This is a genomic window from Amycolatopsis sp. NPDC059657, assembly GCF_042734395.1.
Taxonomy (GTDB): domain Bacteria; phylum Actinomycetota; class Actinomycetes; order Mycobacteriales; family Pseudonocardiaceae; genus Amycolatopsis.
Genome location: NZ_JBHWEB010000003.1, coordinates 174,477 through 190,900 on the forward strand (window position 1 = coordinate 174,477; position 16,424 = coordinate 190,900).

The following is a 16,424-nucleotide window of genomic DNA, read 5'->3' on the forward strand; positions in this document are numbered from 1 at the left end:
GGCATGTACGAACTTTCGAGGGTCCGCCTGCATTCCATCGGCCCGGCCGGTGCCCGGTACCAGGACGTGCTGCTGGACTTCAGCGAGGTCGGCGAGATCGTCAAGGCGCCGACGCAGGACGCGCTGTTCAGCGCGGGCATCCACTCCGCAGAGCAGGGCCTGCCGCGGCGCCCGTCACCGGCGAGCGTGCTGTTCCTGGAGAACGGCGGCGGCAAGTCGGTACTGATCAAGCTGATCTTCTCGGTGATGCTGCCCGGCCGCCGCCAGGTCGTCGGCACCACGAACACCCGCGTGCTGGAGAAGTTCGTCAGCGCCAAGGACGTCTCGCACGTCGTGCTCGAATGGCAGCACACCGAGACCGGCGCGCGGATCATCACCGGCAAGGTGTCTGAGTGGCGCGGGCATGTCACGTCCTCGGACCCGGCGAACCTCATCGACTCGTGGTTCTGCTTCCACCCCAGCACCTCGCTCGGCCTCGACAACCTGCCGCTGACCGTGGACGGCCGCCTGCTGACCATGTCCGCGTTCCAGGAGAAGCTGGTCGCCGCGCACATGGCGGAGCCGGAACTCGAACTGGCGTGGACACGGCGTCACCACGAATGGACCGAGCGGCTCGACGCGCTCGGCCTCGACACGGAGCTGTTCCGGTACCAGCGCGCGATGAACGCGGGCGAGGGTGAGGCGGCGGACGCGTTCGCGTTCACCAGCGACGAGGCGTTCGTCGAGTTCCTGCTCAAGGCCGTGATCGCCGAGGACGACCCGCGTGACCTCGCCGAGGTCGTGCAGACCTACGCGCACAACCTCAGCCAGCGCGGGGAACTGCTGGCCGAGCGTGACTTCGTCGCGGGCGCGCTCGATCTCCTGACGCCGCTGTCCGACGAGGAGGGCATCGCCGCCGCCTCGCGCAAGCTGGCCGACAAGTCGCGGGCCGAGGCGCAGACGCTCGCGGGCGCCGTCACCGCGCGGCACCGGCTGGAGTCCGAGCGGCTGGACGGTCTTGAGGCGCACGTCAACGAGACTCGCGACGCAGAGAAGCTCGCCGAAGGGGACCACCGCAGGCTCGCCGCGGTGGTCACGGAGCTGCGCCGTGTTGTCGCGGACCTGCGGCTCGCCGCGGCGACCGAGGAACGCAAGCGGGTCGACGCCGAGCTCGCCGACGCGCGCGCGGCCGCCGAGGCCTGGCGTGAGACGGGCACGGTGCTCGCGCACGCCAACGCGGTCCGCAAGGCCGCCGACATCCGCGCGCTCGTGGGGGAGCGGGAGCAGACCGCGAAACCCGCGCTGGAAGCCAAGAACGCGGCGGCGGTCGCGTTGGCGCGCGGGCTGCTCGCGCTGGCGGCCGAAGCGGGTGACCAGGCGCAGACCGCGCAGGACCGCGCCGAGCGGTCCATCGCTTCGGCGGCGGAAGCGCAGGAGCAGCGCGACGAGGCGACCAGCACGGCGGCCAAGCACCGCGCGGAGCACGCGCAGCTGACCGCGCGGATCGACGAGGTGCGCGCGGAGATCCGCCAAGCGGTCAAGGACGGGCTGCTGACCGACGCCGCCGAGCTGGCGACGGCCGCACAGCAGGCCAAGACGCGTTCGGAGAACGCGATCGGCGAGCTGTCGGCGCGCGAGGCCGACCTCGCGCACTCGGAAGAGGAGTACAGCGAGGCGCAGACCGAGCTGCATCGTGTGCAGCAGAAGGCTTCTGCGGCGCACTCGCGAGCCGAGCGCACCGCGCAGGAGCTGACCGCCGCGCATCGCCGCACCGACAGTCTCGCCGCGCACCCGCGCCTGCTCGAGCTGCTCGGCGGTGACAACGTCCAGCTGGAGACGGACACGCCCGCCCTGTTGAAGCGGCTCAAGGAAGCTCGCGCCGAGGCCGAACGCGAGCAGACGGCGTTGCGCATCGAGGAGTCGATCGACGAGCGCGCACTCGGTGCGCTGGGCGACGGCGGGCTGCTGCCCGCGCCTCCCGAAGTCCAGGCCGCGCTGGAGGTGCTGGAGAAGGCCGGAATCACGGCCTGGTCCGGCTGGCGCTATTTGTCCACAATGGACGCTCCGGCTCGCGCGCGCGTGCTGGAGAAGCTGCCGCACCTGGTCGGTGGCGTGCTGGTCAACGACGCCAAGCAGCTGCCGCGCGCCAAGGCGGCGCTGGCCGAGGCGAAACTGCTGCCCAGGGTCGTGCTGCCGGTGTCGACCACGGCGGCGATGAAGGAAGAAGCCGCCATTCCCGGCGTCGAATTCCTGGTCACGCCCAACCCCGCGATGTACGACGAGGACGCGGCCGACGCCGAACGTGAGGCGATCGCGGCCCGGAATTCGCGGCGGCAGAAGGCTTTGGAGGCACTCGGCGCCGCGGTCGGCGACGACGCCGCGCTCGAATGGAAGCTCACCACCTGGCGCGAGGACTACCCGCCCGGCGCGATCGGCACGCTCGCCGAGGAGGCCGAAGCGGCGGCGACCGAGCTCGCCGAAGCCGAGACCGAGGTGACGGTCGCGGAGCGGACGTTGCAGGACCTGTCCGCGCGCCGTGCCCGGCTGCGCGAGGCGGTTCCATTGCTGCGCGGGGAACTGCGCACCGGCGACGAGCGCGCCAGGCTGCTGACGGAACTTGCGGCGCGCGCGTCGAGGATTCCACAGTGGACGGATGAGGCGGAGCGGTTCGCGGAGATCGCGTCGCGTGCCTCCGCCGAGGCCGAGATGGCCGCCGCGCGTGCCGCGAAGCTGCGCGACGAAGCCGCCGAGGAACAGCGCACGGCCGACGGGCATCGCCGCACGGCCAGCGGCGCCCGCGCCGAACTCGCCGAGGTGCCCGGCGGTGGCTCGGTTTCCGAGGACGACCCGGTGCCCGACGAGCCGATCGACGTGCTCCGCCGCACCTTCCTGTCGGCGAGCGACGCGTACGCCAAGGTCGAGGTCGGCAGTGACCTGCGTGCCGAGCTGGACCAGGCGGAAAGCGCGGAGTCCACCGCCCGTGCCGCCTTGGAGGCGCTCGACCCGGCCATCCGCGACCGCTCCCGGCAGCTGCTGGAGACGGCCGACGGTTCCGACGCCGCGACGCGTGCCGCCGCCTATGCCAGGGCCGGACGTGCCGTGACGGCGTTGGAGAACGAGCAGAGCGAGATCATCGGCCAGGTCGCGACCAGGCGCGCCGAGCTGGACCAGCTCCCGAAGCAACCGGCGTCGCTGGAGCACTACGGCCGCCCGCGCGACGTCGAGCACGGCCTCGAGCTCATCGACGCGGCGGCCGAGGAAGCGGCCGGAGCCGCCCGCGTCTGGGAAGAAGCGCAGGCCAGGCGTTCCGAGGCCGAGCACGTCCTCGACTCGGCCACCTCGTCGGCGGCGGGGTTCAAGATGCTCGCGGAGTCGTTGTCGCACCTGCTCACCGACGACGAGCCCGAGTCGGTCTTCGACGGCGACGTCGAAACGGCCCAGGCCAAGTACTCGCGCTTGAATTCCTCGCTCGCCGACGCCATGAAGGTGGTCGAAGACGCCGAGCGGCGGGTCCGGTCGGCGGCCGACAACCTCGCGCAGTACGCCACCGACAAGCGTTTCGAAAAGCTCTCGAGCCCGGTCCGGCAGCAGATCATTTCGGTCAAACGAGACGCTCTGCCCGGCAACGCGGCCGAGTGGGCCGTCGCGCTGCGCCCGCGTCTGCGCACCCTGACCGACGACCTCGCCCAGATCGACCGCCACCGTTCCGGCATCGTCGCGCGCTTGCAGGGCATGGTCGACGGCGCGCTGCGCATGCTCCGCTCGGCGCAGCGGCTCTCGCGGCTGCCCGAAGGCCTCGGCGACTGGTCCGGCCAGGAGTTCCTGCGCATCCGGTTCGCCGACCCGGAAGAGAACGTCCTCGCCGAGGCGCTCGGCGGTGTCGTCGACGAGGCCGCGGCGGGCAAGACGAGCGACGGCCGCGACGTCAAACGCGACGGCATCTCGCTGGTGCTGCGCGGCGTCCAGGCCGCGGTGCCCAAGGGTTTCCGCGTCGACATGCTCAAGCCGGACTCGGTGCTGCGCACCGAACGCCAGCGCGTCTCGGAGATCCGCGACGTGTTCTCCGGCGGCCAGCAGCTGACCGCGGCGATCATCCTGTACTGCACCCTGGCCGCGCTGCGCGCCAACAACCGCGGCCGCATGCGCAATCGGCACTCGGGCGTGCTGTTCCTCGACAACCCGATCGGCCGCGCCTCGGCCGGCTACCTGCTGGAACTGCAGCGCGTCGTGGCGAGCGCTTTGGGCGTGCAGCTGATTTACACGACGGGGCTTTTCGACGCGGGCGCTTTGTCGGAGTTCCCGTTGATCGTCCGCCTGCGCAACGACGCTGACCTTCGCGCGGGCCGGAAGTACCTGTCCGTCGACGCGACCATCAAGACCGCGCTCGACGACCTCGAAGACCCGGACGGCACCTCCCGCATCTCCGCGACCAGGCTGTTCAGCAAGGACTCGTGAGCCGGGGTCGTGAGCGTTCCGGGCGGCCCGGCAAAGTCGCCCTCCCGGGTCGGTTGAAGGAATGAACGCCCCGTTCACAACGCTGACCGACGCAAACGCCCCGTTCATCCCGTCCAGCCCCGCTCCAAAATCGCACAAAAGCGACAATGCAGGCGGAAAGCGCCAGCATGAGTCCTTTGTGGACATCTGTCGCGCTGGTTGGAAGGAACGAACGGGGCGTATGTGTCGCTCAGGGTTGCATTAGTGGCGTTTGTGCGCAGTCGCCATCTGCCGCCCAAAGTCGAACTGCCCGGAACGCTCACGACCCCCTTGTCTGGGGGGTTAGCATCGCGCGCATGGTCTCCGGTGGTCACTTCCTGGCGTTCGCGGCGTTGACGTTCCTCATGGTCGTAGTGCCTGGGCCGAGTGTGCTGTTCACGATCAGCAGGGCGCTCACGATCGGCAGGCGTGAGGCGCTGCTGACCGTGCTCGGCAACGCGACCGGGGTGTACGCGCAGGTCGTGGCGGTGGCGTTCGGGCTCGGCGCGATCGTGCAGTCCTCGGCCGCCGTGTTCACCGCGATCAAGCTGGCGGGCGCGGTGTACCTGGTATACCTCGGCGTGCAGGCGATCCGGCACCGACGCAAGCTGACCGAGGTCTTCGCGTCCGAGGTGCGCGCGCCGTCCGGGCGGCTGCTTCCGCTGATGCGGGACGGGTTCGTCGTCGGCTTCGCCAACCCGAAGTCGATCGTCTTCCTGGCGGCGATCCTGCCGCAGTTCGTCGACTATCCGGCCGGGTCGGTGCCGCTGCAGATCCTCGTGCTCGGCATCGCGCTGCCGGTGATCGCGCTGCTGTCGGACTCCGCGTGGGCGCTGGTCGCGGGCACCGCGCGGGCCTGGTTCGCCCGCTCGCCGAAACGTCTCGAACTGCTCGGCGGCACCGGCGGCGTGGTCATGATCGGCCTGGGCACCTCGCTGGCGGTCAGCGGCCGGGACTGAGCCTGCGCACCACGAGCCCGAGCACGAGGTCACCGTAGGCGTACCCGAAGCGCCGCGAGTCGACGCTGCCCTCGGCGTTGTCGCTGAGCAGCACCAGCCGATCCGGCGGCACGGTCTCGTCGCCTTCGACGGCCTTCGCGACCGCGGCGGGCACGGGATCGCCCGGCAGTGCCGCGACCCGTTTGATCAGCCATGACCGGTCCGCCAGCGCGGGCACGCACGCGACAACGATGTCGCCGACCGAAAGCCTCGACAGCCCCGACCGCCACACCAGCACCCGGTCGCCGTCGGACAACGCGGGCTCCATGCTGTCGCCCGACACCGTCACCGCCGACAGCCTGCCCGCGACCCAGCGCACCGCACCGGCCAGGCCGGCCGCGCTCAGCACGGCCACCCACGTCCTCATCCCAGAATCTCCCCCATCGAAGACAGCTTGCCCAGATGAAACCTCGTGTGCTCGCAACCATGACGCCGGAACCGGGACAAAGGTTTCCACAACGACTGATTTCACCGCTCGGCTGCAAAATCGGGCCCGGTGACGCGGACGGCCGCGCGACGGGCCGGTTCTTGTCGGTGCCCGGTGGTACGAAGATCAGGTGAGAATCGGGATTGAGCAGCGGCGGGCGAGGCTGGCCCGCCGCCATCGGCTCGCAGCCAAGGCCGCGACGGTCGAGGAGGCCACCGCGGGTGTCGTCGCGCTGCACGCGACGGACCCGGCGACGGTGCACCTCTCGGCCGCCGCCCGTGTCGCGCGTCCCGAGGTGGCCGAGCTGGAGCGCGCGCTCTACGAAGACCGGACGCTGGTCCGCCTCCTCGGCATGCGCCGCACGATGTTCGTGCTGGACCGTGAGACCGCGGCGGTGGTCCAGGCGGCCTGCTCGGCGGACGTGGCGCGCACCGAGCGGCGCAAGCTCGTCCAGCATCTGGAGACCGTCGGGCATCCGGAGAACGTGCCGAACGCGGGGGAGTGGCTCGCCGAGGTCGAAGAGGCGACGCTGAAAGCCCTGTCCGCCAGGGGATCCGCGCTGGCGCAGCAGCTCACCGAAGACGAGCCCCGGCTCAAGCAGCAGCTGCACATGGCCAAGGGCAAGCCGTACGCGGCGATCGGCAACGTCACCAGCCGCGTGCTGAGCCAGCTGGCCGTCGACGGGCGGATCATCCGCGGCCGCCCGCGCGGGTCGTGGATCTCCCAGCAGTATCACTGGTCCACGCTCGAAGACTGGCTGCCGGGCGGCCTCACGCGGTGGGACGCCGACGCCGCACGCGCCGAGCTGGCCCGCCGCTGGCTGTACGCGTTCGGCCCGGCGCCGGTCGCCGACCTCCGCTGGTGGACCGGCTGGACGGCCGGCCAGACCAAGAAGGCGCTCGCGCTCGTCGGACCCGTCGAGGTCGACCTCGACGGCGTGCCGGGGCTCATGCTCGCCGACGACCTGGAGCCGGTGCCGGATCCGGGGCCGTGGATCGCGCTGCTGCCCGCGCTCGACCCGACGCCGATGGGCTGGGCCGAACGCGAGTGGTACCTCGGCGAGCACAAGGCGGCGCTGTTCGACCGGTTCGGCAATGTCGGACCGACCATCTGGTGTGACGGACGTATCGTCGGCGGCTGGGCGCAGCGCCAGAACGGCGAAATCGCCGTCCGCCCGCTGGTAGACGCGGGCAAGGCCGCCGAGCGGGCGATCGAGGCCGAAGCGGACCGGCTCTCCGGGTGGCTCGGCGACATCCGCTTCGTCCCCAGATTCCGCACGCCGCTGGAGAAGGAGCTCGCCCTGTGAACCACTGGCCGGGAAAGGTCCGCGATCGGAGGTGAAGCCGCAGTTCAAGGCCTTCTTGCTCGATCACGAACAGTCGGGTGTCCAACCGTGCCCGGACCGGCGGCCACCGCCACACCTGAATCGATTCTTGACCGCAAGCTGTAGTGGTGCAAGTCTCTTCGGGGCGGTCAAGTACGCCCAGGCCAGCACGCTAGTGTTGCGGCCGAGAAGGCAAATCTTCGAGCTTCAAGAGGAGTGGCAGCAGTGACTGTGCGCGTAGGTGTGAACGGCTTCGGTCGGATCGGCCGCAACTTCTTCCGGGCCGTCAAGGCCGCAGGCCACGACATCGAGGTGGTCGCGTTCAACGACCTCGGTGACGTCAACACCATGGCCCACCTGCTGAAGTACGACTCCATCCTGGGCCGTTTCCCGGGTGAGGTCAGCGTTTCCGACGAGGGCATCGTCGTCGACGGCAAGACCATCAAGGCGCTCGCCGAGCGCGACCCGGCCAACCTCCCCTGGGGCGACCTGGGCGTGGACGTGGTCGTCGAGTCGACCGGCTTCTTCACCAAGGCCGACGCCGCCAAGGCGCACCTCGCCGGTGGCGCCAAGAAGGTCATCATCTCCGCGCCCGCCTCGGGCGAGGACCTGACCGTGGTGCTGGGCGTCAACGACGACAAGTACGACGGCTCGCAGAACATCATCTCGAACGCCTCGTGCACCACGAACTGCCTCGGCCCGCTGGCCAAGGTCCTGCACGACGCCTTCGGCATCGAGCACGGCCTGATGACCACCATCCACGCGTACACCCAGGACCAGAACCTGCAGGACGCGCCGCACAAGGACCTGCGCCGCGCCCGCAACGCCGCGGTCAACATCGTGCCGTCGTCGACCGGCGCCGCGAAGGCCATCGGCCTCGTGCTCCCCGACCTGCAGGGCAAGCTGGACGGCTTCGCCTTCCGCGTCCCGGTCCCGACCGGCTCGGCCACCGACCTCACGGTCAAGCTGAAGAAGACCGCCACGGTCGAGGAGATCAACGCCGCCTACCAGGCCGCCGCCGAAGGCGCGCTCAAGGGCATCCTGCGCTACAACACCGACCCGATCGTGTCGAGCGACATCGTCACCGACCCGGCCTCGTGCATCTACGACGCGCCGCTGACCAAGGTGATCGGCGACCAGGTCAAGGTCGTCGGCTGGTACGACAACGAGTGGGGCTACTCCAACCGCCTCGCGGACCTCATCGTCCTCGTCGGCAAGAAGCTCTCCTGATCAATGGCCGTCAAGAACCTCGATGACCTGCTGGGCGAGGGCGTTCAGGGCCGCTACGTACTCGTGCGTTCCGACCTGAACGTCCCGCTCGACGGGGACACCATCACCGACGACGGCCGCGTCCGCGCGGCGCTGCCGACCATCGCCAAGCTCGCCGAGGCGGGCGCGAAGGTGGTCGTCACCGCGCACCTCGGCCGCCCCAAGGGCGAGCCGGACGCAAAGTTCTCGCTGGCACCGGTCGCCAAGCGGCTCGCCGAGCTGCTCGGCGCCGAGGTCCCGCTCGCGGGTGACCTGGTCGGCGAGTCGGCCAAGTCGACCGTCGCGGGCCTGGCCGACGGCCAGGTCGCGCTGCTGGAGAACGTCCGCTTCGACGCCCGCGAGACCAGCAAGGACGCCGATGAGCGTGCCGCGCTGGCCGGCGAGCTCGCCGCGCTCGTGCCCGGTGGCGCGTTCGTGTCCGACGGCTTCGGCGTCGTGCACCGCAAGCAGGCTTCGGTCTACGAGATCGCGCGTGCGCTCCCGGCGTACGCGGGTGGTCTCGTGCTGGCCGAGCTCGACGTGCTCAAGAAGCTGACCGACGAGCTGGCCCGCCCGTACGTGGTCGTGCTCGGCGGCGCGAAGGTCTCGGACAAGCTGGGTGTCATCGCGAACCTGCTGACCAAGGTCGACCGCCTGCTCATCGGCGGCGGCATGGCGTACACCTTCCTCAAGGCCCAGGGCCACGAGGTCGGCCAGTCGCTGCTGCAGGCCGACCAGCTCGACCAGGTGCGCGGATTCCTCGCCGAGGCCGAGAAGCGGGGCGTCGAGCTCGTGCTGCCCGTTGACGTCCTCGCCGCCACGGGCTTCGCGCCCGACGCGGAGCACGAGGTCGTGGACGCGACCGCCATCCCGGCGGACCGCCAGGGTCTCGACATCGGCCCGAAGACCCGCGAGCTGTTCGCGGGCAAGCTGGCCGACGCGGCGACCGTGTTCTGGAACGGCCCGATGGGCGTGTTCGAGTTCGAGGCGTTCGCGGGCGGCACCCGTGCCGTCGCGGAGGCGCTGGTCGCGAGCGACGCGTTCACCGTCGTCGGCGGTGGCGACTCGGCGGCCGCGGTGCGTCAGCTCGGGCTTCCCGAGGACGGCTTCTCACACATTTCGACCGGTGGCGGCGCGTCATTGGAGTACCTCGAGGGCAAGGAATTGCCCGGGGTCGCGGTTTTGGGAGAGAACTAAGTGGCACGCAAGGTGTTCATCGCAGGCAACTGGAAGATGAACCAGAACCACCTCGAAGCGATCGCGCTCGTCCAGAAGATCGCTTTCGCGCTGCCGGAGAAGTACTACGCGAAGGTGGACGTGGCGGTGCTGCCGCCGTTCACGGACATCCGCAGTGTGCAGACCCTCACCGACGGCGACAAGCTGCTGCTCACCTACGGCGCGCAGGACATCTCCCCCCACGATTCGGGCGCGTACACCGGTGACATCTCGGGCCCGATGCTGGCGAAGCTGGGCTGCAGCTACGTCACCGTCGGCCACTCGGAGCGGCGCGAGTACCACCTCGAGAGCGACGAGCTGGTCAACAAGAAGGTCAAGGCCGCGCTCAAGCACGGCATCAAGCCGATCCTCTGCATCGGCGAGAAGCTCGAGGTCCGTGAGGCCGGCGAGCACATCGCGCACACCACCACTCAGCTGATCGAGGGCCTCAAGGGCCTCAAGGCCGAGCAGGTGCGCGACGTGGTCGTCGCCTACGAGCCGGTGTGGGCGATCGGCACCGGCAAGGTGGCGACCCCCGCCGACGCCGAAGAGGTCTGCAAGGCCATCCGCGCCACGCTCGCCGAGAAGTACGGCGACGAGGTCGCGGCGGGCGTCCGCGTGCTCTACGGCGGCTCGGCCAAGTCGAACAACATCGGCGACCTGGTGGCTTGTGAGAACGTCGACGGCGCGCTCGTCGGAGGCGCTAGTCTCGACGGCGAAGAGTTCACCAAACTCTGCGCGCTCGCCGCTGGCGGGCCGCTGCCCTGATCGGGGCCACTACCGGGTAACCTGGGTATTCGGTCCGTCACACAGCGAGGATGAGATGAAGCTGTTCCTGCAAATTCTGTTGATCATTTCCAGCCTCTTGCTGGTGGGAGCCGTTTTGCTGCACCGTGGCCGTGGTGGCGGTCTCTCGTCGCTGTTCGGTGGCGGCATGCAGTCCAGCCTCTCCGGCTCGAGCGTCGCCGAGAAGAACCTCGACCGGATCACCCTGCTGCTCGGCTCGATCTGGCTGATCAGCATCGTGGGTCTGGGTCTGCTGCTCAAGGTCTGATCTTGTTTCGGCGTGCCTGTGGGGGGCGCGCCGCCGATTCGGTAGGTGTGAGGATTCATGGTTGGCGGTAACGCGATTCGCGGCACCAGGGTTGGTGCCGGTCCGACGGGCGAATCGGAGCGTGGCGAGTCCGCGCCCCGGCGCCGGATCTCCTACTGGTGCGCGAACAGGCACGAGGCTCAGCCCTCGTTCGCCATCGACGCGGAGATTCCCGACGAGTGGGACTGCCCGCGCTGCGGACTCCCCGGAGGTCAGGACGAGAAGAACCCGCCCGCCGCGCCGCGGACGGAGCCTTACAAGACCCACTTGGCGTACGTGAAGGAACGGCGCAGCGACGCCGACGGTGAGGCCATCCTCGCCGAGGCGCTCGAGCGCCTTCGCCAGCGACGCGAGATCTGAAGTAGGCACAGCTCCGAGGCCCCGAGTACCCAGGTACTCGGGGCCTTTGGCCTACCCGGACTTCCTCGAAAGCCGTGTCGCGCCCGGCGCCGCGGTGCCAGGATGACGGCGTGGAGTCCTACGTCGAGCGTCCGCCGCTGCCGGAGCTGGCAGGCGTGGTGCGGACGGTCTGGATCCAGCGCACGGCCGACGCGGTGTACGTCCAACGGCACCTGCCGACAGGCGGCGTCGAGATCCACTTCCCGATCGGCGGCCATCCGCAGCTGGTCGGCCCGCTGACCCGCCCCGAGGTCGAGGTCATCCCGGCGCGCACGACGATCGTGGGCGTGCGGTTCCACCCCGGCGGCGCGCCGCGGCTGCCGACGACCCTCGACGACCTGGTCGACCAGCGCCTGCGCTTGGCCGAGCTCTGGGGACGGCCGGTGGACCGGCTCGTCGAGACGATGGCGCTCGCGGGCACGCCCGAGCGGGCGCTCATGGTCTTGCAGGGGTATCTCCTGCATGAATTCCGCAGCGTGGTCCGCGTCGATCCGCTGGTCGGCGAAGCGGTGAAGACGCTCATGCCGTGGCATCCGGTCAACATCGACGCGCTGGCCGGTCACCTGGCGCTCTCGCCGAGCCAACTGCGCCGCCGCTGCCTGCAGACGGTCGGGGTGAGCCCCAAGGTTCTCCAGCGAACGTTGCGGTTCCAGGGTTTTCTCGCGCTCGCGCAGGCGGGTGCGACCGCCTCGGGGGTGCGCGGCGCGGACGGGATGGCCGGGCTGGCGGTCGACGTGGGCTACGCGGATCAAGCGCACCTCAGCCGCGAGTGCCTCCGCCTGAGCGGCCTCACCCCGCGCCAGCTGCTCGGCGGAGACCTGGACCGCTGCGCCTGTGGTCACGAGCATTCGGCTTCGTATCAACCGTTTCTCGCGAGGCGGAGCGCGACGCCGTTGCTGCTCTGAGGTTGCGCGTTTCGTTCAAGAACGGCCACCGCGATCTCCCTAGCCTGAATCGGTGATCCACTGCCGTTCGGTCTCCGACGTCGTCGCCGCCATGACGCGCGGCGTCGTGCCCCGAGGCGGCGGGCATTGCTTCGCGGGCCGGTCGTCGAGCGGCGTCGTGCTCGATATGTCCGGCCTCGACCGGATCAGCGTGACTGGCAGGCCCCAGATCGCGACGATCGGCGCCGGCGCGCGGCTGGGCCAGGTGTACGCCGCGCTGCACACGTACGGCCGGACCATTCCGGCCGGGTGCGGGGACACCGTCGGCATCGCCGGGCTCACGCTCGGCGGCGGGATCGGGCTGCTCGGCCGTCAGCACGGGCTGACCTGCGACCGTCTGGTCGGCGCCCAGGTCGTGCTCGCCGACCGGCGGGTCGTGGAGTGCGACCGTGACCGCGAGCCGGATCTGTTCTGGGCGCTGCGTGGCGCGGGCGGCTGCCAGTTCGGGGTGGTGACGGAGCTGCGGTTCGACACCGTGCCGGAGCCGATGACCACTCGTATCGAAGCGCGCTTGGCAGGGATTCCGTTCGGTGAACTGGTCTCGGCTTGGCAAGCTTGGGCGCCGGACGCGCCGGATGGACTCACGGTCAATCTCACCCTCGAGCCTGCCCAGGCCGTCCTCTTCGGCGCGTCGACACTCGATGAGGCGACGACTCGTTCCCTGCTGCGGGAGTTCATTGGTCACGCAGGGGTCGAATTGCGTGCCGGGCTGCCGTATCACCGGCTGAAGAGCAGCTTCGCCGATCCGCGCGATCTGCCCGTCCGGATCCGGTCGGAGTTCTTCTCCCAGTCGTTGTCCGAGCGCACGATTTCGTCGCTGCTGACCGACCTCGAGGGCAGGCTCGCGTTCACCGCGATGGGCGGCGCCTACAACCGGGTCGCCGAGTGCGCGACCGCGTTCGCCCACCGCGGTGAGCGTTTCCTGCTCGAACACGTCGCCGAGCCCGGCGACCCGTGGGTCGACCGGTCATGGGCGACCGCGCACGCCGACGGGTCCGGGCGCGTCTACCCGAACTTCCCCGACCTCGCTCTGGACGACTCGGCTTCCGCCTATCACGCGGGCAACCACGCGCGGCTCGTCGCGATCAAGCAGGCCTATGACCCACACAGATTTTTCGACTTCCCTCAAGCCATCTGAAGCGAAGGAAAGACATGAGCAAGGTCTTCAGCGCCCACGCCGTCTCTGTCGACGGCTACCTCAGTGGCCGCACCCCTGACGGTGAGAAGGAGTTCGGCCGCGGGCTCGGCGACGCGCCGATGCTCTTCGACTGGTACTTCGACGGTGACACGCCGAGCCGGATGTTCGACGGCTTCAAGCTGAGCGAGCAGAGCGTCTCGTTCTTCGACACCGCCGCCGCGCGGGTGGGCGCGATCGTGGTCGGCCGCACCACCTATGAGCACTCCAGTCATTTCGGCGGCGGCAGCCCGCACCCGAACGCGCCGATGGTCCTCGTCAGTCATGGACCCGTGCCTGAACTCGGCGAGGCGCAGACGCTGGTCACCACTGGAATCGAGGATGCCATCGCCAAGGCTCGCGAGCTGGCAGGCGGCAAGGACGTCGGCCTGATGGGTGGCGGAGTGGTCACTTCGGCACTCGAGGCCGGTCTCGTCGACGAGGTGATCCTGCACCAGGTGCCCATCCTGCTGGGCGGTGGCCGCAGCTACTTCCAGGAGGTCGCGGCGCATGTGCGCCTCCGGCTGATCGAGGCAGTCCCGGCGCCCGGCGTGACCCACCTGCGCTACGAGGTGATCCGATGATCCTGGTGACCGGCGGGCTCGGCATGATCGGCGCCTACACCGCCCGCGCGCTCGTCGATCTGGGACACGAGGTCGTCGTCACCACGCACCGCCGAACCTCGGTGCCGTCGTTCCTGGATGGCCGGGTCACCGTCGAATCCCTCGACGTCACCGACCGGGCCGCTTTCCTCGCGCTCGGCGATCGGCACGACATCAGCGACATCGTCCACCTCGCGGGCAGCATCCCCGGCGAGGATCCGGTCGACTACTTCCGGACCGACTTGACCGGGCTGCTCAACGCGCTCGACGCCGCCCGAGCCTGGGGCGTCCGCCGGTTCGCCGTCGCCAGCAGCCTCGGCGTGTATGCCGGCCGGAGCGAGATCCCGTGGCACGAGGACCTCGCGCTGCCGACGGCGGACCTGCCGCACCTGATCATCGCGTTCAAGAAGGCCGTCGAGCCGCTGACCACGCACAGCCTGCAGGGGAGTGGCGTCCAGCCGGTGCTGCTCCGGATCGGCACGATCTGGGGCCCGCTCGTCGATCCCGAGTCGCCGTTCTGCCACATCCCGCCGTTGATCAACGCGGCGCTGCGCGGCGACGATCCCCGGCCGCTGCACGCCGGCGACGGTGGCGACGCCTGCTACGCCCCCGATGCCGGGCGTGCGATCGCGCTGCTGATGTCGGCTGAGACGCTGCGGCACGTCGCCTACAACGTCTCCAGCGGTCGGCCGTTCACCAACCGCGAGTTCGGGGACGCGCTGGAGTCGCTCAAGCCGGGCCTGCGGGTGGGCCTGCTGCCCGGCCGTCAGCACGGACCTGGCGAGGATCCGTACCTCGACATCACCCGGCTCACCCGCGACACGGGCTTCGCGCCGGAGTTCGACGTCGCGAAGGCGGTCGCCGACTACGCGGCCTGGCGCGCGGACAACCCCCGCTGAAAACAGTGATGGCCCGGCTCGAGAGCCGGGCCATCACTGTTTTCGCCGATCAGCGGGCGAGCGGGTATCGGGCCCTGACTCGGAAGCCGCCGTCCTCGGTGTCGCAGGTTTCGAAGCTGCCGCCCAGCAGGCGGGCTCGCTCGGCCAGTCCGGTCAGCCCGTGGCCACCCGACGGGAAGTCGCCGCCGATGCCCGCCGCGCGGGCGTTGCGGACCTCGACTTTGAGCGCGTCGTGGCCGCCCTGGATGCGGATGGTGGCCGTCGCACCGGGTGCGTGCTTGTGGACGTTGGTGAGGCATTCCTGCACGGTCCGGTAAGCGGCCGCGGAGATCTGCCTCGGCAGGGTTTCCGGGACCTGCTCGACCGTGAGGTGCACGGAAACGTCCGAAGCGCGGATCAGGCGGTCGAGTTCCTCGATGCCGTAGCGGGGACCGTCGTCGTCCGAGCCCGAGCGCAGGACGCCGACGAGTGAGCGGAGCTCTTCGAGGGTGCTCTTGCTCAGATCCCTGATGACCTGCGCCGTTTGCAGCGAGCTCGGCTCGCTGGACTGCGACTGCAGCGCACCCGCCTGCATCGCGATGAGGGTGATCTGGTGGGACACGACGTCGTGCATCTCGCGGGCGAGGCGGGCCCGCTCCTCGGCGCGGACGGCGTCGGCGTGCAGCCGGTGTTCGCGGTCGCGGCTGGCCGCGAGTTCGGCCAGTTTCTTCGACAGCTCGGTCCGCGCGCCGATGAGGAGCCCGATCGCGACCGGCATGCCCGCCACGAGCACGCCGTAGATGCCGTCGAGTACGTGCTCACGCCAGCTGAGCTTCGCGAAGTCTTCGAGCGGCCACTGGACGAAGCGGCACATCCACACCAGGCCCGCGCCGACCCAGGTCTGCCAATGTGTCTGCTTGCGCGTGGCCAGCATGCCCAGTGCGATCATCGCGGCGAGCTGTGACCAGCCGGCCAGGAACCCGGGGACGGTCAGCAGCAGCGTGGCGAACGGGAACCACCGCCGCAGCGCCAGCGCCAGGCAGGCGGCGCCGGACAGGTAGATCGAGTACGGCTGCGCCTTGACCGGGATGACGAGCCACACATCGAGCACGGCGAACATGATCGAAACCACGTCGACGGTCAGCGCGAGCACGGCGGGCCGCCGCAGCAGCGCCGGCCTGTCGCTCGCGAGCTTGCTCTTCACTCGGTCGGTGACCCCCGCGCCGGGGCCACCGACCGAGATGCCGGGGATGGAGAGTCCCTCAGTGCTCATCGCTTGGACCTCACTCGTCTTGTGGACTTGGTGATGAGAGGTGCTTGGAGCCCGTATGGGACGCGCATCCACGAACAAATGTGCGGATGCTAACGAGAAAGTGTGAGGGGGCGGTTAGTTTCACCCAGAGTTGGCAAATCGAGGCCTGACCTGCACCTGGTACTCCATGTGGGTGACGGCCGTTCGCGCCCAAAAGACCGACCGTCCGGTCACTAAAGGTGACGCAAGTCATACCCTACTCGCGCGTCACATACCCCCTCCAGAGACCCGGGCACCCGTACCCAGACAGTCGGCACGCGTACCCGAGGAGTCGGCACGCGTCCCGGCTCCCTGGGTGCGCGGGGCGGACCGCCCGGTGCGGTGGGCGACAGATAGGGGTCGCGGGGGGGGGCGTAGT

14 protein-coding genes are annotated in these 16,424 nt (G+C 69.8%); 12 read left to right on the top strand and 2 right to left on the bottom strand.

Annotated elements, in window-relative coordinates; all coding sequences use genetic code 11:
- The first annotated feature begins 3 nt into the window (after positions 1–3).
- Positions 4–4,434 carry a hypothetical protein gene (locus ACFV15_RS02985; RefSeq protein WP_378348431.1) on the top strand — a complete coding sequence of 1,477 codons (4,431 nt, stop codon included), beginning with the start codon at positions 4–6 and terminating at the stop codon, positions 4,432–4,434.
- Between the two features lie 335 nt (positions 4,435–4,769).
- Positions 4,770–5,411, top strand: coding sequence for a LysE family translocator (locus ACFV15_RS02990; protein ID WP_378348432.1), 642 nt, complete (start codon positions 4,770–4,772; stop codon positions 5,409–5,411).
- On the opposite strand, the gene ACFV15_RS02995 is transcribed toward ACFV15_RS02990, so the two are convergent.
- Positions 5,395–5,817 carry a S26 family signal peptidase gene (locus ACFV15_RS02995; RefSeq protein WP_378348433.1) on the bottom strand — a complete coding sequence of 141 codons (423 nt, stop codon included), beginning with the start codon at positions 5,815–5,817 and terminating at the stop codon, positions 5,395–5,397. The genes ACFV15_RS02990 and ACFV15_RS02995 overlap by 17 nt on opposite strands.
- A gap of 190 nt (positions 5,818–6,007) precedes the next feature.
- Here ACFV15_RS02995 and ACFV15_RS03000 point away from each other — a divergent pair, with 190 nt between their 5' ends.
- The 10 genes from ACFV15_RS03000 (at position 6,008) to ACFV15_RS03045 (ending at position 14,775) form a co-directional block, all read left to right on the top strand.
- Positions 6,008–7,183 carry a winged helix DNA-binding domain-containing protein gene (locus tag ACFV15_RS03000; RefSeq protein ID WP_378348434.1) on the top strand — a complete coding sequence of 392 codons (1,176 nt, stop codon included), beginning with the start codon at positions 6,008–6,010 and terminating at the stop codon, positions 7,181–7,183.
- A gap of 243 nt (positions 7,184–7,426) precedes the next feature.
- Positions 7,427–8,431, top strand: a complete 1,005-nt coding sequence (gene gap, locus ACFV15_RS03005) for a type I glyceraldehyde-3-phosphate dehydrogenase (RefSeq protein ID WP_378348435.1) — start codon at positions 7,427–7,429, stop codon at positions 8,429–8,431.
- Between the two features lie 3 nt (positions 8,432–8,434).
- A complete protein-coding gene (locus ACFV15_RS03010; RefSeq protein ID WP_378348436.1) occupies positions 8,435–9,646 on the top strand; it encodes a phosphoglycerate kinase in 1,212 nt (403 codons plus the stop codon).
- Positions 9,647–10,432, top strand: coding sequence for a triose-phosphate isomerase (gene tpiA / locus ACFV15_RS03015; RefSeq protein ID WP_378348437.1), 786 nt, complete (start codon positions 9,647–9,649; stop codon positions 10,430–10,432).
- Positions 10,433–10,487: 55 nt separating this feature from the next.
- Complete coding sequence (gene secG, locus ACFV15_RS03020) at positions 10,488–10,718, top strand: preprotein translocase subunit SecG (protein WP_378348438.1); 231 nt, start codon at positions 10,488–10,490, stop codon at positions 10,716–10,718.
- Positions 10,719–10,775: 57 nt separating this feature from the next.
- Positions 10,776–11,117 carry an RNA polymerase-binding protein RbpA gene (locus ACFV15_RS03025; RefSeq protein ID WP_091292537.1) on the top strand — a complete coding sequence of 114 codons (342 nt, stop codon included), beginning with the start codon at positions 10,776–10,778 and terminating at the stop codon, positions 11,115–11,117.
- Positions 11,118–11,227: 110 nt separating this feature from the next.
- A complete protein-coding gene (locus ACFV15_RS03030; protein WP_378348439.1) occupies positions 11,228–12,061 on the top strand; it encodes a DUF6597 domain-containing transcriptional factor in 834 nt (277 codons plus the stop codon).
- Between the two features lie 52 nt (positions 12,062–12,113).
- The gene (locus ACFV15_RS03035; protein ID WP_378348440.1) at positions 12,114–13,238 is read left to right on the top strand and encodes an FAD-binding oxidoreductase; all 1,125 of its coding nucleotides are present in this window, start codon (positions 12,114–12,116) and stop codon (positions 13,236–13,238) included.
- Positions 13,239–13,252: 14 nt separating this feature from the next.
- On the top strand, positions 13,253–13,858 hold the full coding sequence (locus tag ACFV15_RS03040; protein ID WP_378348441.1) for a dihydrofolate reductase family protein: 606 nt from the start codon (positions 13,253–13,255) through the stop codon (positions 13,856–13,858).
- The gene (locus ACFV15_RS03045; protein WP_378348442.1) at positions 13,855–14,775 is read left to right on the top strand and encodes an NAD-dependent epimerase/dehydratase family protein; all 921 of its coding nucleotides are present in this window, start codon (positions 13,855–13,857) and stop codon (positions 14,773–14,775) included. The genes ACFV15_RS03040 and ACFV15_RS03045 overlap by 4 nt, the downstream gene beginning before the upstream one ends.
- Positions 14,776–14,824: 49 nt before the next feature.
- Here the strand turns inward: ACFV15_RS03045 and ACFV15_RS03050 are convergent, their stop codons facing one another.
- On the bottom strand, positions 14,825–16,027 hold the full coding sequence (locus ACFV15_RS03050) for a sensor histidine kinase (protein WP_378348443.1): 1,203 nt from the start codon (positions 16,025–16,027) through the stop codon (positions 14,825–14,827).
- Positions 16,028–16,424: the final 397 nt, after the last annotated feature.